Here is a 21,365-nt window from a genome sequence, read left to right as displayed (position 1 = left end):
GAGAAACTTATCAGTTTTCACCTTTATTTCCCTATCTATTACTTTAATAGACGTGAATTTTTGATGATTTGATTCTAAGTTAACCTAACTGTTGTATCAGCTTTCTTGCCCCAGATGCGATCGCTTCCCAATTTCCCTCTGTGACAAGCTTTGTGGGAAATAATTCACCGCTCAAACCGACAGCGATCGCTCCCGCTTGCAAAAATTCTTTAGCATTTTCGAGAGTCACGCCACCAGTAGGAATTAAGGGAATCTGACCCAGCGGCCCTTGCAAACTTTTGATATACTCAGCTCCTCCCACTGCTTGCACGGGAAACACTTTTACACAACTAGCACCCTGATTCCAGGCGGTAACAATTTCTGTAGGAGTCAGCGCTCCTGGGATAATGGGCACATCTTTTTCTTGTGCTGCTTGAATCATTGCGGGGTCAACGTGGGGTGTGAAGAGGAATTGCGCCCCAGATGCGATCGCTTCTTGTAGCTGTTGCACATTGAATAGCGTACCAGTGCCAATAGTACAGGCTGGTAATTCTGAGCGTAGTTGACTGATCAATTCCCCAGCGCGTGAGCTATTCCAGGTAATCTCAATTAACTGCATTCCCCCAGATGCTACAGCCATTGCCATTTGCTGTCCCGCTTCGATTTTAGAGGCGCGGATGACTGCGATCGCACGATGTTTTTGCAATTGTGATAACCAAATTTGATTAAGCATTTTGACTGGGAATTAGGGATGGGGGATTAGGGATGATGGATTGGGCTAATATCAAGCAAATTTTCCCACTCACCAGTCCCTATTCCCCAATACAAGCGTGACATAGTAGCAGCGATCGGCTCTTAAACTTGCTTCTTGTATCAAGTTATGAGATTTTGCATATAAACAACAAAAAGTCTGTCCAGTTACCGTTACATTACTTTAGAGACAGTCTTTGAAAACTCAGCTTAATTCTTCTAGTAGAGGAGAGAGCTAATTAAAAATGCATATACTGCAATTACCAAGCAATAGTTTGATAAGCCCCTAGTTGAAGACCTACTAGGAGCTTTTTTTTATTAATTATCTAACTCAATGGGGCCACATATGAAAAAACCTAGTTGCAATTAAACTATTCCTTATGGATATTAATGATTAATTCTGATGATAGATGGAATCAAAAGATTAAGATTGGTAATATGTATTCGTTGAGTAAAAAACGTTTACCAAATTAATAACAATGAATATTCTTGCTTGGATTGTTTTAGGTCTAATTGCTGGTGCGATTGCAAAAGCTATCTATCCTGGTCATCAAGGTGGCGGAATTCTGGGAACAATCTTACTAGGAATCATCGGTGCTTTTGTTGGCGGTAGCTTAGGCATATTCTTCAGTACAGGAACGTTAAGTTTAGCAGCACCAAGTCTTAGTATTCCTGGTATTGCAGTAGCAGTTCTTGGTGCAATTGTTGCAGTTTTCCTGTGGAACTTATTAACTCGTCGCAGTGCTGTGTAAAAGCAAGTTGCGTACAATGAATGAGGGGAATTTAGGAAATTCATTTAACTATTGTGAATTAAATCAAAAAAATAGTACCAGCCTGTTATAAAGGTGGTGCTATTTTTTTGATTATTGATAAGAATCTAATGTATATCGTGCTTTTGTCACTCTCCGGGAGGGCGATCGCTAGAAGCCCGATGAGGCAATCAATACAAGCTATACTATTAGAAAAAAGTTGGTCTTGTATTTGTTATTAGAAAATAATCGCGCAAACGCCTGCTATACAAAAGCTCTAGAATTCAGAAATGGCAATAGTTTTCGGAGAGTGACAGAAGAGGGGTATCGTGCGATCGCTGTTAAGAAACTTCCAATAGAAAAATATCAATTAATCGTAGGGTGTGTTAGCGATAGCGTAACGCACCGCAATAGACTAACATGATGCATGGAGCGTTAGAGGTTCGTTTAACGCAATAAACAATTTTACCATTCTCTCTCTGTATATCGTCACGTTGGGAATTTTTGTATTATGAGCCAAGGAAGTTTGAGTTGCACTGTTGGCAGAATAATTTATCCAGACTCATTACCTTGAGATTAAGGCAGAAAGAATTGAATTCATCCCATTTTAAATGTTTAATCGATACAGGCTCAACTTTTCTTTAGCATCCACATCAAATTTCAACCCAACTTCCATTCCCGTAATTGTTTCCACCTCATCAACGGATATATCATCAATCTTAATGCTCTCAATAGTAGCCAAATAGCAGCAAGATGACCCTTCGTTAACCAGGAAAAGACTACTTCCGATTGATAAAATCGTTTCCTCAACCTTTGCTACCCCAGCTTTGTGCTTCTTATACCACTCAGTAATTCTACCAATCTCCTTGGCTTGACCTATTAATTTCTTGCGCTCAATAACCTTATAAGTGACCAACTCAGCAAGTGCTTGACACAACGTCTCCACAAAATCACACAATTCTAATAGTGCATTAGAACCTAGAACATCGTCAGGAAATCCGTGGGCTGCGTCGTTCCGATAGCTAATTAATTCATTAAGTTCTCCTTCCACAGTGTTTTGATTTCCTCTAATCTCTTGTAAAAAATACTTTACGGCTCTATGCTTTTCTACCCAGCCCCATGAATTTGGTATACCTGCTTCTGTCAACATTTTCTCTAATGGTTCTCTACGTAAGTTCTGTTCATGAAAGAGAAATGCATCTGGTAATATATCATAATCTTTTTCACCAGTAACTCCATGAAATAACCCACGAATAACTTCTTCTAGAGAGAGGTGTTCATACCTGTTTTTCTTTAGTTCAAGCAGCAATCTTCCAACGCCTATCTGGTGAGTATTTCGGATTTTATCTTCTAAGTCTGAATACAGTGGGAACAATGCTGGCAGAAGGACTAACCAATCGCTAACTAAGTCTTCTACAAAGCGCTCATAAATGGCGTAGAGTCGTGTTACCACGGCACAGTGATCGTAAACTCGCCACTCTTTTACTTTGGGGATATCCTGCATTAATGTGCCAAGAACCAATTCGCTTCCCTCATGGCACTCTTGTTTTATTACAGCACCTGAGCCAAATGAAATTTCTCTGAGGCGATCATTAGTTTTGATGATAGAACGAACAGTAGAAATATTAACTGTTACTGTCATTAAAATATTTTGAAACATCGCTCTTCACTCGGCGATGATCTTAGACAGCATCTCATCGAACAATCCGATTCTTTTCTGGATATCAGCTTTAGTTCTTCCGGCACCTGTAAAAAGCTTTGATTTGTCTTGTATAAACAACTTCTTTGTCTCTTCTATTACTCTTGGCTTTTGCTCAATTAAAATATTTGCTTCGTCCAAATGTCTACTAAACCCAACCATAACGGCATCATAATAGGCTTTATAAGCACTATCCTTCCAGGTATCAGTCTTAGGATCAAAAGGCTTGAATAAATTTTCTTCGTATATTTTGTGCGCTAAATCTACAGTTCTGATAAAAATATTTTTTAGGATATCGATATCTTCTTCAGAAAACTTTAAACTCTTAATCATATAGAGGTCAAGAAATCCCTCCATCCCTGTACGGAAGTCATTGACATGGCGTAAAGCAAAAAAGCGAAGAACTAATTCAGCATCTTCCATTTTTTTGTATAAATTATTTTTAACTAGTTTTAATTTACTGTCTAAGGGAATTCCCCAAGCCTCTGCAAATATAGAATTAGTTGCCAAATCAAGTAATAGCTGATTGAACTTGCCATAATACAAACAGTTACGTACCTCCTGCTGACTTAGTGCTATACCACCAGTGTTTAAACGCTCAAAAGCAAGCTGTTTTAAAAGCATTGCTTCTTCAGGATTAGATGCTGACTCTGTAATTAGAACTATAGATGATATGGAGCGACGATCAATCCCTGCTCTAATTTTTGTAGGAAGAGTAGCATAGGTACGTCCATTAAGTTCTGGCCAAAGTTCAAGCCCTGTTAATTTTAAACGGTTTTCGTAAAAATTCCGAAGGGCCGTAATTCTTTGTTGACCATCCATTACTTCATAAAAGTTAAACTCTTTCTCGTAAAGAACAATTGGAGGAACAGGAATATTGATCAAAAAAGACTCGATAAGTCGTGATTGCATCTTCTCATCCCACCGATCTCTCCTTTGGTAAAAAGGGCGCACATCCATATACCCAGGCTTTTTTAGTGCTTCGACAAAACTCGGAAGCTTTTCACGGTTCATTTCAGTGAGTATTCTTTGCTCACCAGACTCATACTTGTCGTTAATTTCACTCTCAGACATTTGGATGCGGCTCTGGAATGCTGATGCTTTCCACATCTGTTCTTCATTTGGTGCAAGTTGCATTGACTACATCCTCCACAAGACTATCGTGATACGATATTAAACTAGCTGAATATAGCCTAGCGCTTTATCATACAGCAAAGTTTTATGATGTTGAATGTTATGAACAGCTTTAGGGTTACTAGCGGGTAGCTAATGTACTTTGATGTCAGTTAATAGGAAAGCTGTATTTAACTTAAACGAGTATAAATACGTTCAAATCTACAGATTTCATGAAATTTTCAATAAGTTGCACTGGTCGCCACACACAAAGCGATGATGTTTCGTTAAGCTGTAAGCGCTATGATTAAAGTTTATTGAACGTCTTATGCATTGGTTGTTATCTGGGCCGTTGAGTATAGAGAAATTGACGGTTAAGATTGCAGGATTGCCTGCATCGTTACAAGGTAAGAAACTGGTGCAATTGTCAGATTTCCACTACGATGGTTTGCGGCTGTCGGAAGATATGTTAGAAAAAGCGATCGCAGTTACTAACGAAGCTAAACCAGATTTAATTTTATTAACTGGTGACTACGTAACGGACGATCCTACGCCGATTCACCAATTGGTACTTCGACTGAAACATCTGCAAAGTCACAGTGGTATCTATGCTGTTCTTGGCAATCACGATATACATTACAAACCCGCAAAAGCAGAAGTTACAGATGCCCTTACTAGCATTGGAATTCACGTCCTTTGGAACGAAATTGCCTATCCACTAGGTAAAGAATTGCCACTTGTTGGACTGGCGGATAGTTGGTCACGGGAATTTCAACCCGCACCAGTCATGAATCAACTAAACCCCGACACACCCTGCATCGTTTTATCCCACAACCCAGATACTGCGGAGATACTGCAAGCATGGCGAGTTGATTTACAATTATCTGGTCATACTCACGGTGGTCAAATTGTGATTCCCGGACTTGGCCCGGCGGCATTGGTTTATAGCAAGATTGCAAAAAAAATGCCCCTAGCAGTGCGCCGTCGAGTGCCATTTTTGGAAGTCAATGTTTCTGTAGTCAACCATTGGGAATGGGCACAGGGTTTTCATCGGCTAGGAAAAAATCAGCTATATGTCAATCGTGGTTTGGGAACTTACCTCCCAGGACGCTTATTTTGCCGCCCAGAAGTTACTATAATCACCCTACAAGGTGAGTAGGTAATTCAAATTTCAAAATTCAAGAACGCTATCACAGTAGGTCTTCTAGCTAAAGAATCCCTGCAAATTAAAGCAAGGTTTTTTTAGTTTAGCTTTCAGATTTCAGCTAATTAGTTAATTATATTTGGAGTATATGACATAAATTATTGCAGTTTATCCAGTTACATTTTGATTTTTGGTAAGCTGTAAGCGCTGGTATGAGGAGTATCGGTTGCCTTATGCATTGGTTATTTACGGGACATTTAAGAGTAGATAAAATAACGGTTAAGATTGCGGAACTTCCAGCATCTTTACAAGGTACAACGTTAGTGCAGTTGTCGGATTTTCACTACGATGGCTTGCGGCTGTCGGAAGATATGTTAGAAAAAGCGATCGCACTTACTAATGAAGCTGAACCAGATTTAATTTTATTAACTGGTGACTATGTAACTGATGATCCGACACCAATTCACCAATTGGTGCTTCGACTCAAACATCTGCAAAGCCGCTGTGGTATCTACGCCGTACTGGGTAATCACGATATCTATTACAGCCACTCAAAAGCAGAAGTGACACAGGCGTTAACTAGCATTGGTGTGCATGTGCTTTGGAACGAAATCGCCTATCCACTAGGAACAGAATTACCATTAGTAGGACTAGCTGATTATTGGTCACGGGAATTTCAACCCGCACCAGTCATGAATCAACTAGATTCTGTTACACCCCGCATTGTTTTATCTCATAACCCAGATACAGCCAAGATATTGCAACAATGGCGCGTAGATTTGCAATTATCTGGTCATACTCACGGTGGTCACATCGTAATTCCTGGTATTGGCCCTTTAGTACTCTATTATAAAAAACTACTCAAACAAATTCCCAAAAAATTGCGGCGTTGGGTAACATTTTTCCTGGGAGACTGTTCTAAAGTGGTGCGATATTGGGAGTGGGCGCAAGGGTTTCACCAAATAGAAGAAAATCAACTATATGTCAATCGGGGTTTAGGAACTTATAAACCAGGACGTTTATTTTGTCCGCCAGAAGTTACTGTAATTACCTTAGTTAGTCATGAATAATTCTAAATTTTTTATTTACTCAAAGCAGAAACCGCCGGAAGCTACGATGGATAAATATCAGCAGCTTGGGGCGGTTTCTTGAAGATTGGAGAATTCAGAAGTAAGTAACTCGACTAAGGTGGACAGTACTCGCGATCGCTATACTCAGAATTGCACATCCTAACATTCCAACTAGGCAGGCATTTTCTGGCAGTGCGTTTTAAAACCTCCAAAACAACTCATTGAACTTAAGGCGAAACACATTCAATGGATGCCACAACTTCAGAGCGATCGCAAGAATATTAGAGCAGGAGGTACAGGCTCTAACTTGAAAGTTTTTGGTAACTTTTAACCTGTTTGTACCCTGCTCTTAATCTAGCATCATGTTTGTTTAGCTACAAGATGTGTTTACCAAACTTGAATACCATTAATTTATCGCAACAATTCAGAAATATTGCTTAAGAATATTCCCACTTGGTAGATGTTGGCGTTAATGCCAGCATTATCAAGTGGGCTGAAAGTTCAGAAGCCGTTATTGAGCAGAACCCCCTGTAGTAGTATCATCTGCGGTAGAAGAACCACTATTAGATGTACTGTTTGGCTGATCTACTCCTTGAGGTGGAGTGGTTTTAGAGGTATCATTTTTCGTCCCTGGAGCGACAGTATTAGAAGTCTCGTTCTGCGAACTAGGAGTAATACTAGTTGGACTCGCCGGACTTTGTGTTGCTTTCGGACTTGGCTGGATTGCAGAAGGCGCTTTTTCTGCCGCAGGCTGCTGGGGTGGAATAGTAATGTTAATATCCGGTTGGCGAGGTGCAGATGGAGGTATAACCTGCTGTTGTGGAACAGGGACAGGAACAGGTACTTCCCTGATTGTTTCGATTATCTTCGTTTGTGGTTGAGGAGAAGCACTAGGAGTTGGACTACTATTATTCGGTACAGGAACCACGACCGGCACAGTCGTTTCAACCGCAGCGTTATTACGTTGGTTAAAGTACCAGACTCCACCTACAATCAAACCAACTAGGGAAGTAACAATAATACCCAACAGCAAACCACGACTAGCATTGTCATTGTCACGCTCGGCTAAATCAGCTTGCTGGTAGCTACGCTCAGTATTTCGGCCTTGTACGTAACCGTTAGTGTAAGAGTTGGGATTAGCTGTGCTGTTCTTGACTGTTTCAGTTGTTCGCGTCAAGTCAGTGTGAATATTACCATTAGCATCAGTGTAAGATTCTTGCTTAACTTCACTGTTTTTGCTTTCGCGTTCATTGGGAATAGACATAGCTGTTGATTTAACTCCTCGATAAGATATTGACAAATTAAAGCTTTGTAAGAACAAGAGGTTTTAATGAATTTAAAAATCTATGTTGCTGATAAATATTGAGTTTTATTTGCTACCCAATTGTTGGTAACTATCAGAATAACCTCTGAGATCAGACAAGTGGCTCTATCTCTAGGGAGTTAATACTTAATCAAAAGAAAGAGTATCCCAAAGATGGATGTTATTAAACTGTCAGGTGATGCATTGATAAAAAATCTGGTAATTTGCTTCAATTATTTAATTAAAGCATTCACTTTTTATCTCCAACGCCGATTTAGGCGCAGTAAACTTTTTATCCTTTGACAAAATCTTTCGACCAAAGGTCTAGGTTTTGATACATATCTAGGCGATCGCGATGTACGCACAGCCCGTGGATTTTTTAACTCTTCTTCTATTTGTGCGGCTTTATTTAAATCGGAAGCGGCTCTATATTCGTATCCCAGTTGAGAGCAAACTAGCCCACGGTATTTATATGCGTCAACATAGTGAGGATTGAGACGAATTGCGTGGGTAAAATCTGCGATCGCATCCTCATACCTTCCTACCGTGGCATTCTCTACTCCTAAAGTATAGAAAGTTTCTGCATCCCACCGATTGACAGATATTTTTGTGGGATTTTTAGGCGAAGATGAAGATGGATTTTCAGGAGTAGGAGGCTCAAATGGACTTTCAGATTTGAGCTTGTTATAAGCTGCGTTAATTGATTTGATTTTTTCCTCAGCTTCCTGTTTTTGCTTTTGATCAAAAAAGCGATCGGGATGCCAAATTTTCACCAGTTGACGGTAAGCTCGCTTTACTTGTGCTTGTGATGCACCGGGTTCCAGCCCAAGAATTTCATAAGCATGATCAATATCGAGGTCATCGCGCATACTGAAAAAATCGGCAACTATATAGATATATGTTAACTATTCCCCTAAATCTCCTCCAATCAACCCAAACGCCCCATTCTGGTTATCACTGGGATGGTAGTAGTCGCCGCTTCTTTGAAGGCTGGTATTACCGCGTTACTTTACCGGAAATTGGGCAAACATTCGCCTTTATGTACTCCATTGAAGACCCCATCGGCGGTAAACCCCACAGTGGTGGTGCAGCCCAAGTTCTCGGCCCAGATGATGAGTATTTATGTCGTACTTTTCCTGATGTGAATAAATTTTGGGGTAGTCGAGATGTCCTGGGTTTAGGTCATTGGGGTAAAACAGATTTGCAAATTTCTCCTCTATACCTTCTACCAGCAGAGTTTGAGCATCATGTTCAAGAAGGTTATCAAGCCACAGCCACCTTAAATCAGGGAATAATTTGCGATCGCGCCACCAATAATTATTGCCGTTGGGAGTATGAAATTCAACCAGTATACGGTTGGGGTAATCAAAATAGCATTCAGCAATCAACCGCAGGTTGGCTCTCATTCTCACAGATTTTTGAACCTGGATGGCAAATTTTGATGGCTCACGGTTTAGCCAGTGGAAAGATTGACTGGAATGGCAAAATCTACGAATTCACCAACGCCCCAGCCTACGGCGAGAAAAATTGGGGTGGTGCTTTTCCTCAAAAATGGTTTTGGCTAAATTGTAATTGCTTTGAAGGCGAACCCGACTTAGCGCTAACTGCTGGCGGTGGGCGACGGGGTGTGCTGTGGTGGATGGAATCTGTAGCGATGATTGGGTTGCACTATCAAGGCAAATTTTATGAATTCGTTCCCTGGAATTCACAAGTAGATTGGGAAATTCAGCCTTGGGGTAGATGGCGAATGAAAGCTACTAACTCTAATTATGAAATTGAGTTGACAGGAACCACAGATTTACCTGGAACACCTCTGCGTGCGCCCACAGCAGAAGGTTTAAGATACTGTTGCCGAGACACCATGCAAGGAAAGTTAAATTTAGAGTTACGAGAACTAAATGGGAGAAAATCTCAAATAATCTTGAAAGCAGAAAGTTTTCTTTGTGGTTTAGAAGTAGGCGGCGGCTCTTGGGATGATTGTTGGCAGTCTCGCTAAAACTACTGCTATAATTATATATGCTTCGTAGTTGGGGTTGTAGCTCAGTTGGATAGAGCGGACGCCTCCTAAGCGTCAGGTCGTGCGTTCGAGCCGCACCAGTCCCGTAATCAAAAAAATCCCTAAGACCTTGACTAATAGGAAGTTATAGGGATTTTATTTTTACCGTAGTTGCTGAAGAACATTACTGCGTAACCATTTTGCTCAGTCATATCTCCAAACAATCCCTATTAACACCATATCAATAGTACGTAAGATTACACTTATACACATAACTCATCTGATTAAATTTTATCAAGGATCTGAGTCTGTAAGAGGTTGTTTGAAAAGTGTTTCGCAGTGACTTTAAGCACTTTTAGATCCCCCCTAACCCATGCCAGTCGCTCCACTTGCGGAGACCCCAGACACTCTCTACGAGACGCTGCGCTATCGCTTTTAGCGTCTCGCAGAGAAGACCGCGCTGGCTCCCCTTTTTAAGGGGGGAACCAGAATCAAATTCCCCCTTAAAAAGGGGGATTTAGGGGGAACTAAAACTATTTGATACCGACAAGAGGACTTTTCAAACATCCTTTAAAGTCTTTATGCAGTCACAAAAATATCTACATTGGTTAAGGCCAGTCCGGTATTGAGTGTAGCAAATTGGATTTTGCCGATCGCACCTGTGCCATCTTGATCAAAGAACAGAGAACCGTTGTTTCGGTCGTAGATAAATCGCTGACTACTTGTAGTGGCTGTTGTACCGATCACAAATTGACTAGCCGCGATCGCTGCACCGACAACTAATCCGCCAGCAAAACCAGCCGCAGAGACAATAACAGTATCATCAACTACGCTAAAGTCAGTAATTCTATCATTACCTTGATTACGAGAATTGAACGTAAAGCGATCGCTACCTGCACCACCCGTCAGTATATCGTTGCCAGTACCACCGGTCAAGATATCATTACCTACTCCACCGTTGAGCGTATTGTTAGCGCTGTTACCTGTAATAGTGTTGTTGAGACTGTTACCAGTGCCGTTAATAGCAGCTGTGCCTGTGAGAACAAGGTTTTCAAGATCAGCAGCACCTAAGTTAAAGGTGTAGGCAGACTCAACTGTGTCTACACCTTCACCAACGTATTCAGTGATACTGATATAATTATCACTGTTGAATATATAGCGATCGTTGCCAGTACCACCGTAGAGTGTGTTATTACCAGCGCCACCATTTAAAGTGTCATTGCCAGCACCACCGTAGAGCGTATCATTACCAGCGCCACCATTGAGTGTGTCATTGCCAGCACCACCATTGAGGTTATTGTTGCCGCTGTTACCCGTAATCACATTATTGAGACTGTTACCAGTGCCGTTAATAGCAGCTGTGCCTGTGAGAACAAGGTTTTCAAGATCAGCAGCACCTAAGTTAAAGGTGTAGGCAGACTCAACTGTGTCTACACCTTCACCAACGTATTCAGTGATACTGATATAATTATCACTGTTGAATATATAGCGATCGTTGCCAGTACCACCATAAAGCGTGTTATTGCCAGCGCCACCATTGAGTGTGTCATTGCCAGCACCACCGTAGAGTGTATCATTACCAGCACCACCATTGAGTGTGTCATTACCAGCGCCACCATTGAGGTTATTGTTGCCGCTGTTACCCGTAATCACATTATTGAGACTGTTACCAGTGCCGTTAATAGCAGATGTGCCTGTGAGAACAAGGTTTTCAAGATCAGCAGCACCTAAGTTAAAGGTGTAGGCAGACTCAACTGTGTCTACACCTTCACCAATGTATTCAGTGATACTAATATAATTATCACTGTTGAATATATAGCGATCGTTGCCAGTACCACCGTAGAGTGTGTTATTACCAGCACCACCATTTAAAGTGTCATTGCCAGTACCACCATAAAGCGTATCATTACCAGCACCACCATTGAGTGTGTCATTGCCAGCGCCACCATTAAGGTTATTGTTGCCGCTGTTACCCGTAATCACATTATTGAGACTATTACCAGTGCCATTAATTGCGGCTGTACCTGTAAGAGTTAGATTCTCTACATTAGCGCCTAGAGTATAAGTAACAGATGACCGAAGCGTGTCTGTACCTTCATTAGCGTTTTCGATAACGACATCTCCAGAGCTATTAACTATATAGGTATCGTTACCTCTACCACCTTTGAGAGTATCATTACCCACGCCACCATCAAGAGTATCATTGCCCCTACCAGCAGACAAAAGGTTAGCAGCACTATTTCCAATAATTGTGTCGTTACCATCGCCAGTAAAGGCATTTTCGATGGTAGTTCCTGTACTAATAATTAAGTTAGTTCCTTCAAGGATACTTGTAGAACCTGGATTCAGGTTGAGGTAAGAATTAGAAGTAATTGCCGCAGCATTAATTGTATCAGTACCAGAACTGTCACTTAGCGTAGTTGCGCCATAGATGCCATACTCATTAGTGTAGAAATAAGTGTCATTAGCTGTATCTGCATCCCCATATAAATTTAATTTCCAACTGTTTAAAATGCCGATATCTGATGGGCCTAAATCCTTGATTCTGAGTGTCCAGTTGCCAGCACTGGTTTCTCCCCAATTTTGTGTACTGGATAACTTAAATACGATATTATCTCCCTCGTCCTCCTTATTGCCTGGTTGATAAACCAAAAGACTCTCAGTTCCACTTGGAGAAATCAGGGATACAACCAAATCCCCTCGATAGGGATGAGTGACATTGAGTTCTACTTCAACAAAGTCAATCTCTAAACCCCCGCCTACAGTAAAAGTACTGCTAATTCCTGTGTTATTATTATCCGGGATCACCCAGCCTAAATTACCTGAACTAAAAGAAAGACGCTGCTCATTGTCAAATCGACTCTGTTTCTGCCAGGTTTCTGCCAAACGCACAGCAGCATGAGCATCTACTAAGCCAAATCCATAGTTGTGACTGACGTGTAAACCTCCGCCATTCCAGTTTTTAGCGCCGTTGTATTGCCAAATGTATGGGTACCCCCCGTAATTATTAGGATCGTTTTGACGGGCAGAATAGGCAAGGATTTCTTGGATATCTCGATAACCTAAGTTGCGATTGGCTTCTAGCATCAGAGCAACTACCCCAGAAATTTGAGGTGCAGCAGCAGAAGTACCATTAAACTCCCCAGTATAGTCTCCAATAGCATCGCCTTCATATCCTTGGCGATCTGTAGTCACAATACTACCAGGAACCCCACTGCCAAAAGCTGACACAAGAATAGAAGCTCCAGGAGTGCTGTAAAAAGATGCTGTACCATCATCTTCGAGTGCCGCTACAGTAATGACGTGACGGGAATTGGAATAGTTAGAGTAATTGGTATTCAAACCTTCTTGGCGACTATTTCCAGCTGACCAAACTATTGCAGTTCCTAATCCATTACGCCCAAACTGGGCAGCATCCTGAATAGCTTGGGCTACTGGAGCCAATGCAGGATTGAGAAAATTAGCCCCAAAGATTGACGTGCTACCCCAGCTATTATTGGCGACATCAACATTGCGTAAGCGCTGCAATGCTCTAATCTGGCTATCAAGATTTCCGTAATTAAACCGGAAGGAAGCTAAGGTAGAGCCATAGGCTACACCCACACCACCAATGCCATTTCCAGCTGCTGCACCAATAACACCTGCAACAGAAGTAGCATGACCGCTTTCTCCAGGTAGAGGGTAAGGATTACCACTGTTGGTAACGCCATCATAGTCGATGGAAGTATTGTAATTTGGAGCTAAATCAGGATGGTTGTATTCAACTCCACCCCCCTCGAAAACACCGACAACAACACCGCGCCCTGTATAGTCATCCCAAACATTAACTACGTTAAGATCCATACCAGGAGTACCACCGAGTTGACCGTTGTTGTAGAGATACCATTGATACGGAAATAAGGGATCGTTAGGAAAAGTAGGCATAAGTTTGTCTCTTGAATTGTAGAAATATTTAGATGTTGATAAATTAGGCAAATAAGCTGGAGTGCTTGATTTTTGATGACTCAGACTTGATTGCTATTTTTTGACGCTTAAAATCTTTGTTAATTCACACAGTAAAGAAATTACAGAAATTAATCCTTCAGCTTTTATGCAAATCACGATGCAAGTTTGAGTATCGACACCAGCATCATCATGCATGTAATAGTGCAGAAAACTGTATTGCAATTTAGACTGTTGTATTGTGAAGCGATGAGTTTTTAGTTATTGAAAAATAGCGATCGCACCATTGCAGAAAACTGCATAATTAACGAAGATTCGCTGATTTATTATCTAAAGGTGCAGTTCTATTAGATACTCAAATAATCTATATAAAATCGCACCCAATGACGATCAAATACGGTTTAAACAGGTGTTTGCAGTTCGGATTGGCAGGGTTGCTGGGCTGCTTAAGTGTAAGTCTTGTCACTAGCGAAACCCAGGCACAGCAAAGCAATATCGTGCCTGATAACACACTTGGGGCTGAGTCATCTCAAGTTATAGACAACTTTCGGGGGCAACCAATTGAAGTCATTACTGGTGGTGCAACTCGCGGTGGCAATCTTTTTCACAGCTTTCAAGAATTTAATATCAGCGAGGGACGTGGGGGTTATTTTTTCAGTCCTAACGCAGATATTCAGAATATTTTGGCACGGGTGACAGGTAATAACCCTTCAGAAATTTTGGGGAGACTGGGCACATTTGGTAATTCTAGTCCAAATTTATTCTTGATAAATCCCAATGGCATTGTGTTTGGAAAAAGTGCCAGTTTAGATGTGGATGGTTCTTTTTTGGGAACGACAGCAAATAGCTTAGTCTTTGACAATGGGGTAGAATTTAGCGCCACAAATCCACAAGCACCGCCGTTATTGGCTATCAATGTCCCAATTGGCTTGCAGTTTGGTTCGCAACCCGGAAGTATTACTAGTCAAGCAGTGATTCGGAATTCGCGGGGAAATATTATTGGTGGTTTGGATGTTGGTTCTGGCAGCACCTTAGCATTGATAGGCGGTGAAATCACCTTGAATGATAGTTTTTTGTCTACTCAAAATGGACAAGTGAAATTGGGAGCAGTCGGAGGAAATACAACCGTTGGGCTGAATGTTAATGGCTCCTCCTTGGGTTTTAAGTTACCAGAAAATTTTGGACGAGCACCCATCAGCTTAACAAATGCAACAATTTTCGCTACAGGTGTAAATGGTGCAATTGAGCTATTTGGCGGAAAAATTGAGCTAAATGGTTCCTTTCTTTACGGTAGCAATGGTGGCTCGATTGTAGTTGATGCAACTCAACTTAGTTTGGATAACAACTCTGCAATTCAAAGCGCTACTTTTGGTGCAGCGAGGGGGGGTAATATTCAAATTCAAGCCAGCGATGCAGTGACTCTCACTAACAGCAGTCGGATTTTTTCTAGTAGCGGCGCTCCAGCCACAGGTTCGAGTGGTGATGTTACTATCAATGCCGAGAAAATCACAATTACCGGAGATGGAAATACACAAAATAGCAGTGGTATCGTGGTAAATACCATTGGTGCAGGTAATAGTGGAAACCTCACCCTTAATGCTACCGAGTCTGTTAATATCAATGGCGGCTTTGTCTCTGTTATATCAGGAGGTGCAGGTAATGCAGGAAACTTGACAGTGCGAGCTACAGATGCTGTCAATATCACTAACCAAGCTTCTTTAAGACTCGGAAGCTTGAGTTCGGGTTCAACAGGTAATCTGCGGATTGAAACAGGCACTTTGCGAGTTCAAAACAATTTCTTTGGAGGAGGAGTGACAGCACTTTCATCTGGTGGTGGAAGTGTCGGTTCTATTTCCATTCAGGCTCGGAATGCGGTTGAGGTGACTCAAAGTAATATATCTACAGGTATTGCTACACCACTTGGAAGTAAAACTCAAGCAACAGCAGGGGATATTACTATTGAAACCCAGCGACTCAATCTCAAAGATGGGGGTTATGTCAGTACAAATACTTTTAGCAGTGCAAATGCAGCTAACATTTTGATTAAAGCTAGTGAATATGTAAGAATTAGCGGCAACAGCTATATATCAAGCAATACTTATAGTGGCTCAGGAAATGGGGGCAATGTAACGATTGAAACACCTCGACTCTCCCTAACTCAAGGAGGACATATAAACACTTCATCTACTAGGAGCAGTGGTAATGCCGGGAATATTACCATCCGCGCCAAAGATGTAGAATTGGACGGGTTTGTTTTCGTACCCAAAGAACAGTTCACACTAAATAACCCTGCTGCGGAAGAAATTTTGTCTGAGCCTCTTGCACAAGAAGTTCTGTCTCGATTAGGGGGTTTTTCTTATCTCAGTGAGTTAACCTCGGATGTGATTGGAAGTAATGCCGATGTGCGGGGCGGCACGATAACTATTGACACAGAGCGCTTGCGGTTGAGTAATGGTGGAAACATCTCAACCTCAGTATTCGGAGGGGGACGCGGACAAGGGGGTAATTTGGTAGTTCATGCCACTGATTCTATTGATATTACTGGGGTTGGTGCAGAACGACTAGATGGTTCATTTGCACCATCAGGTTTATTTGCAGAATTACAAACGGGGGGAATTGGTTCTGGGGGAAACATTGATGTTACAACAGGGCGCTTAAACCTCAGCAATAACGGAGAAATTTCTGCCTCTACATTCAATCAAGGTAATGCGGGAAATATTACGATTAATGCCAATCAAATTGATTTACGTGGAAATAGCAAAGTTATAACTCAGGTTGACGACGAAGCTCAGGGGAACGCAGGCAATATCAGCATCAAAACTCAACTATTAAATGTACAAGAAGAATCGCAGATATCATCGGCAACTCAGGGAAATGGGAATGCAGGTAATTTAACGGTAAAAGCTGATAGCATTATCCTTACTGGTTCAGACAGTGAGTCTGCAACTGGCTTAATATCATCAGTTGACGAAGGGGCTAATGGTCAAGGCGGTGATATAGATATTACTAGCAATCGCCTGATTGTACGTGATGATGCTGAAATTGTCTCCGCCAGCATAGGTACAGGTGACGCTGGAAATATTAGAATTAAGGCTAATTTTCTGGAAGTTCTTGGTAAAGGCAGTGCGATCGCTTCTTTCACGAATGCAGGTAATGGTGGTAATATCACCCTGGATATCGCTGATTTATTATTTTTGCGCGATCGCGGTTTAATTTCAACCACCGCAGGTAGGGCACAAGCTGGTGGCGACGGCGGTAATATCAACATCAACTCTAAATTCATCGTCGCCAGCCCCGAAGAAAACAGCGATATCAGCGCCAATGCATACACTGGAACAGGTGGAAGAGTCCAAATCAACTCGCAAGGTATCTTCGGTATTGAGTCGCGGACAAAGCCAACCAAAAAAAGTGATATTACCGCTAGTTCCGAACAAGGCGTTTCAGGTGCCATCAACATTAACGCACCCGATACCAGTTCCCTTCAAAACAGCTTCACCGAATTACCCCCAGCCATTGACACCAATACACTAATCGCCAATAGTTGCATTTCACGCGGCACAAAGCGACAAGAAAACTCTTTTACTATCACAGGTTCTGGTGCAATAACCACTAATCGTCCTGGTGTTTTGGTTTCTAACTACACAACTGGTGAAGTTAGAGGTATCGAAATTACATCCTGTCCTTGGAAGAAAGGCGATCCGATTATTGAACCGCAAGGTTTATATCGGCTAAATAATGGGCAGCTACTATTGAGTCGAGAATGTTCTAATTAATGTATAGATTTAGATGCTAGACAAAAAGTCTGGAATATAGGTTGCAATGGGTTGCAACTTTTGCCTATATAGGACTAGTATTTGATTTTTGAAAAGATACGTAGGGTGCGTTAGCGACAGTGTAACGCACCAAAGCCTTAAGAATGGTGCGTTACGGCTTACGCCTAACACACCCTACAAATACTTGGATTTTTTCAGAAATCAAATATGATTCCTATAGCAGCTTTCATGTATTTGAACTATATCTATCGTCAGGGCACAGAATGCTGTGTCCCTACGGCAAATGTGGTCTACTGAACTGAAATGTAGCAGTTCTCAATTGCATGAAATACAGACTTAACCCCCAGCCCCTTAAGAGCTAGCGTTGGGGAGTAAAATTCAAAGCCTTTCTCCTTTTAGAAGAGAGTTTTAGAGAGAGGTCAAAGTATATTGCATCCATTCGAGAAGCGCTATGGCTGTAACGCGAGTCTGCTTCTAATAAAGTCAAAGCAGAAGTTGCTACAGACTGCGCGAAACACTGAAACGGGAAGGCAGAAGCTGCTACAGGGAAAGCAGAAGTTGCTACAGACTGCGCGAAACACGGAAACGGGAAGGCAGAAGCTGCTACAGGGAAAGCAGAAGTTGCTACAGACTGCGCGAAACACGGAAACGTGAAGGCAGAAGCTGCTACAGGGAAGGCAGAAGTTGCTACAAGGAAGGCAAAACAGAGAAATTTCTCGTTATATGCGGAGTTTTACCTCCCAATTATTTAACCGAACACGGTAGTATCAACTTAACCCTTAACGAATAGAGCTTTAAAACCCACCTCCGTGGGTTTTCCAATCGCCCTTTTAACGTTCACTTAACTACGTTAATTATAAATATTTAAATGGAGGTAATATTAAAACGGCTGATAGCGGACTGAAAAATTAAAGCCATTATCTTGCAGTGAATTACCGCGATCGCTTGTGCCCATCAATGGTATACCATAGTCTGCACGCAATACCAAACCGTTAAAAGGTTGCCAGTTCAAACCCAACCCCAGACTAGCAATGGTTTGTGGGTCGGCATTAACACCGCGATTGTTCCAAGCTGTACCGATATCAAAAAATGGTATTAGCTGTAATGTTTCCACATTCGATGCTAGGGGAATACGAACTTCCACACCTCCAACTACCCCATTGTCAGCAACAATTTGATTTTGATTATAGCCGCGCACTGTATCAACTCCTCCAATGCTAATTTTTTCCAGTGACAGTAAGGAATCAGGAGTAAGTTGAGTGTTAACTTTAGCCAGCATCAAGATGCGGGGAGATAGCCGTTGCACCCATTGAAATTGTCCCACCCAAGAGAAAAAACGCCCGTCAGTACCACTATCGTTGACGGTTGCGTCAATTGCATCAATCCCAAAACTAAATTGCGATCGCGCCGCTAAAACACTGTTAGCATTACGTTGTAACCAATCTTGCGAAAAGCGAATTACCGTAACTCTTGATTCCCCATCCTCGGGCCCTTCGGTAAAGGAGAAGGGGATATCATTGAGGATGAAGGTTTGACTGCGCCGTAAATCGAATGCCAAACCTAGAGCAAATTCGCTATTTGGTGTGTGGATTAACGGTTGACGGACATTAAAAGAAAGGGTTTCGGCTTCGCTACGGATATCCAAGTCACGAAATTCGCTTTCAATAATGCGGCTAGCACTATTGCTGTAGCGGACACCAATGGTTCCATCTAAGGCGTTAAAGGGAATAGAATAACCGATATTGTAAATGTCTAAACCTTCACTACCAGCATATTCTGCATTGAATTTATCCCCAAACCCTAAGAAATTATCGTGAGCAATAAAAACAGTCCCTTGTTCTGAACCAACGCTAGGTGATTGGTTATTTGCAAAGACAACCCCAGCGTGGAATGGTGGCGATTCGGTAATTGTCACCTGTAAAATATTGCTTCCGGGAGTGCTACCTGCGGTTAACTCAGCATTGACTCGTTCAATCACAGGGTCAAGTTGTAATAATTGCAGCGCTTGTTCAAGGCGTTTTTGGTTTAAAGGCTTAACTGCCAAGCGTACAATCCGAGAACGCACGTATGCAGCTTGCAATCTTTCTAACCCTAAAATTGAAATTCCTTCAAGTTCGCCTTCCACAACTTGGATTTGCACGACACCGCTAGCGACATTTTGATTGTTGGAAATAAATGCACCACTGGTGATATAGCCATTATCAACATAGAGTTGGGTGATTTGCGATCGCAGTTGCAATAACTGCTCAAATGTGATGTCTTTATTTTCTAAGGGTTGTTTTAACTTGATGATTTCATCTTCTAAAACAGAATTGCCTATAACTTGGATTTCTTTAACAAAGAAAGTTTCACCACTAGGAAAGGTGGTATCGGGTAGATTTTCCTGTGGGGGTGATGGAAGTATGCGGTCAGTTGGTGCAGATGGTGTGGAAGGAATAGTTGGTGATGGTGATGGTTGAGGAATAGTTTCTTCCACTTTCCCTGGAATATCAGGGGGAATTGTTACTCCAGATGGGGGTGTAGATTGTGCAAATACTGCGAGTGGAGTGATGCTGATGCAGGAAAATAAGATGAAAAAAAGCTGTTGAAACCGGAGGTAGGAACCCATTGTTTATCTATTGTTTGTAAGATTCGTCATTTGTAGGGGTTTTAGGTATATTTATACTTAGTAATATAGTTCTGTTTATTCCTACCAACTAACTTAGCGATCGCATTAATAAATAGATACAAGAATACTATCTGATTTCTGAACAGCATTTAAGATGGAACCCTGATAAAACAGGGTTTCCTGCCTCAGTATGTTTTCAACAATCAAAATATAGTCCTATATATAATAAGTATTATCACTTAATTAAAATACCATAATAGTTTGCTTGATGATTGCACCTTTATGCAATCATCAAGATCCAATTCGGTCATTTTAATCTTGATAAATAAGACAATAAATGCAGTCAGAAAAAAATACGCGATAGCGCAAGCGCTGACTTCTCAGTTCGCTAATCACCAGGGAACTTGAAAGACAGATAGTTTACGCTATGTTTATTTAAGATTGGGACACTATCCTTTCCACATCTACAGTTGAACATTGTCGTAGATCATCGCAAGTATACGCTATTACTGAACCATCAGGCTCAACAGAAAACAGAAAGTTATCAGCAGCATAAGTAGGGTGTCTTCTGGAAGTTCCAGGATAAACTGGGTTATAGCCCAATAAAACTAATCCTTGAGAAGAAGATTTGAGGCTAATTTCCTGGTCTACAACCTGCTTCTGATTTATCCTAGAGTCAAAATAACTAGTTCTCATCACTCCAGAATACCCCGTCATCACCAGGACGCTTTGATGGACGATTCCATCAATGCTATATCTTAGCTTCCAAGTTCCGTAAATCGGAGAATTGGCATCAACCAGTTGCGCGATCGCATAAGATGAAGATTGAGAAACATCTGGTGTTTGTACTAAAGCCTGTCTCGCATCTACTGACTTGATACCAAACAATCCAATTCCAGCGACTAAAATTGCCATCGAAGTGGTTTGCTTGAAATTCGGGAATGCCAAAGATGTTGCTAAAACTGTGTTGCGAACTAGTTTATAAAACATAATCAACCTCTGAATCTGAGTTAAAAAAATAACGATAATTTCATCAGCAACGGTGATAAATTGATGATTTTTGCTGTTTTGCGATACATCAACCGTTTCTTTAATACTCAGATTAAGGGAGATGACTAGGTAATGCATTCACCATTTATGCATATATAGTTGCATGAATTGTATGGTGCGATCGCATAATGGTGCGTCCCAATTTACACAAAACTGCAAAGCCAGATTTTCCCATATATGCAATATTTC

Annotated in this window: 13 protein-coding genes and 1 tRNA gene; 6 read left to right on the top strand and 8 right to left on the bottom strand. The window is 41.5% G+C overall.

Features of this window, described 5'->3' with window-relative positions; all coding sequences use genetic code 11:
* Nucleotides 1-79: 79 nt before the first annotated feature.
* Nucleotides 80-712, bottom strand: a complete 633-nt coding sequence (locus tag H6G92_RS03535; RefSeq protein WP_190890833.1) for a bifunctional 4-hydroxy-2-oxoglutarate aldolase/2-dehydro-3-deoxy-phosphogluconate aldolase — start codon at nucleotides 710-712, stop codon at nucleotides 80-82.
* A 496-nt stretch (nucleotides 713-1,208) separates the two neighbouring features.
* Here H6G92_RS03535 and H6G92_RS03530 point away from each other — a divergent pair, with 496 nt between their 5' ends.
* Entirely contained in the window at nucleotides 1,209-1,481 is a 273-nt protein-coding gene (locus H6G92_RS03530) for a GlsB/YeaQ/YmgE family stress response membrane protein (protein WP_190890831.1), read from the top strand.
* A 604-nt stretch (nucleotides 1,482-2,085) separates the two neighbouring features.
* On the opposite strand, the gene H6G92_RS03525 is transcribed toward H6G92_RS03530, so the two are convergent.
* Entirely contained in the window at nucleotides 2,086-3,138 is a 1,053-nt protein-coding gene (locus H6G92_RS03525; RefSeq protein ID WP_190890829.1) for an MAE_28990/MAE_18760 family HEPN-like nuclease, read from the bottom strand.
* A 6-nt stretch (nucleotides 3,139-3,144) separates the two neighbouring features.
* Complete coding sequence (locus H6G92_RS03520) at nucleotides 3,145-4,314, bottom strand: DUF262 domain-containing protein (RefSeq protein WP_190890827.1); 1,170 nt, start codon at nucleotides 4,312-4,314, stop codon at nucleotides 3,145-3,147.
* A gap of 304 nt (nucleotides 4,315-4,618) precedes the next feature.
* Here H6G92_RS03520 and H6G92_RS03515 point away from each other — a divergent pair, with 304 nt between their 5' ends.
* Both H6G92_RS03515 and H6G92_RS03510 read left to right on the top strand, forming a co-directional pair.
* Nucleotides 4,619-5,449, top strand: a complete 831-nt coding sequence (locus tag H6G92_RS03515; RefSeq protein WP_190890825.1) for a metallophosphoesterase — start codon at nucleotides 4,619-4,621, stop codon at nucleotides 5,447-5,449.
* Nucleotides 5,450-5,667: 218 nt separating this feature from the next.
* Nucleotides 5,668-6,504, top strand: a complete 837-nt coding sequence (locus tag H6G92_RS03510; protein ID WP_190890823.1) for a metallophosphoesterase — start codon at nucleotides 5,668-5,670, stop codon at nucleotides 6,502-6,504.
* 511 nt (nucleotides 6,505-7,015) lie between these two features.
* Here the strand turns inward: H6G92_RS03510 and H6G92_RS03505 are convergent.
* A complete protein-coding gene (locus tag H6G92_RS03505; protein ID WP_190890820.1) occupies nucleotides 7,016-7,768 on the bottom strand; it encodes a hypothetical protein in 753 nt (250 codons plus the stop codon).
* A gap of 296 nt (nucleotides 7,769-8,064) precedes the next feature.
* Nucleotides 8,065-8,676: a J domain-containing protein gene (locus H6G92_RS03500; protein WP_190890818.1), complete on the bottom strand. Its 612-nt coding sequence runs from the start codon at nucleotides 8,674-8,676 to the stop codon at nucleotides 8,065-8,067.
* Nucleotides 8,677-8,705: 29 nt separating this feature from the next.
* Between H6G92_RS03500 and H6G92_RS03495 the strand changes: the two genes are divergently transcribed.
* Both H6G92_RS03495 and H6G92_RS03490 read left to right on the top strand, forming a co-directional pair.
* A complete protein-coding gene (locus H6G92_RS03495) occupies nucleotides 8,706-9,803 on the top strand; it encodes a tocopherol cyclase family protein (protein WP_190890816.1) in 1,098 nt (365 codons plus the stop codon).
* A gap of 33 nt (nucleotides 9,804-9,836) precedes the next feature.
* Nucleotides 9,837-9,910: transfer RNA gene (locus H6G92_RS03490), tRNA-Arg, on the top strand.
* 472 nt (nucleotides 9,911-10,382) lie between these two features.
* Here H6G92_RS03490 and H6G92_RS03485 read toward each other — a convergent pair.
* Nucleotides 10,383-13,727, bottom strand: a complete 3,345-nt coding sequence (locus H6G92_RS03485) for a S8 family serine peptidase (RefSeq protein WP_190890814.1) — start codon at nucleotides 13,725-13,727, stop codon at nucleotides 10,383-10,385.
* 401 nt (nucleotides 13,728-14,128) lie between these two features.
* Between H6G92_RS03485 and H6G92_RS03480 the strand changes: the two genes are divergently transcribed.
* Nucleotides 14,129-17,518 carry a two-partner secretion domain-containing protein gene (locus tag H6G92_RS03480; protein ID WP_190890812.1) on the top strand — a complete coding sequence of 1,130 codons (3,390 nt, stop codon included), beginning with the start codon at nucleotides 14,129-14,131 and terminating at the stop codon, nucleotides 17,516-17,518.
* An 880-nt stretch (nucleotides 17,519-18,398) separates the two neighbouring features.
* On the opposite strand, the gene H6G92_RS03475 is transcribed toward H6G92_RS03480, so the two are convergent.
* Together H6G92_RS03475 and H6G92_RS03470 are read right to left on the bottom strand one after the other, a co-directional pair.
* Entirely contained in the window at nucleotides 18,399-20,126 is a 1,728-nt protein-coding gene (locus H6G92_RS03475) for a ShlB/FhaC/HecB family hemolysin secretion/activation protein (RefSeq protein ID WP_190890810.1), read from the bottom strand.
* A gap of 435 nt (nucleotides 20,127-20,561) precedes the next feature.
* A complete protein-coding gene (locus H6G92_RS03470) occupies nucleotides 20,562-21,254 on the bottom strand; it encodes a hypothetical protein (RefSeq protein WP_242059040.1) in 693 nt (230 codons plus the stop codon).
* Nucleotides 21,255-21,365 lie beyond the last annotated feature (111 nt).

Origin of the sequence: Nostoc foliaceum FACHB-393 (assembly GCF_014698505.1) — a bacterium.
Classification (GTDB): Bacteria; Cyanobacteriota; Cyanobacteriia; order Cyanobacteriales; family Nostocaceae; genus Nostoc; species Nostoc foliaceum_A.
This window is presented reverse-complemented; position numbering and strand designations above follow the sequence as displayed.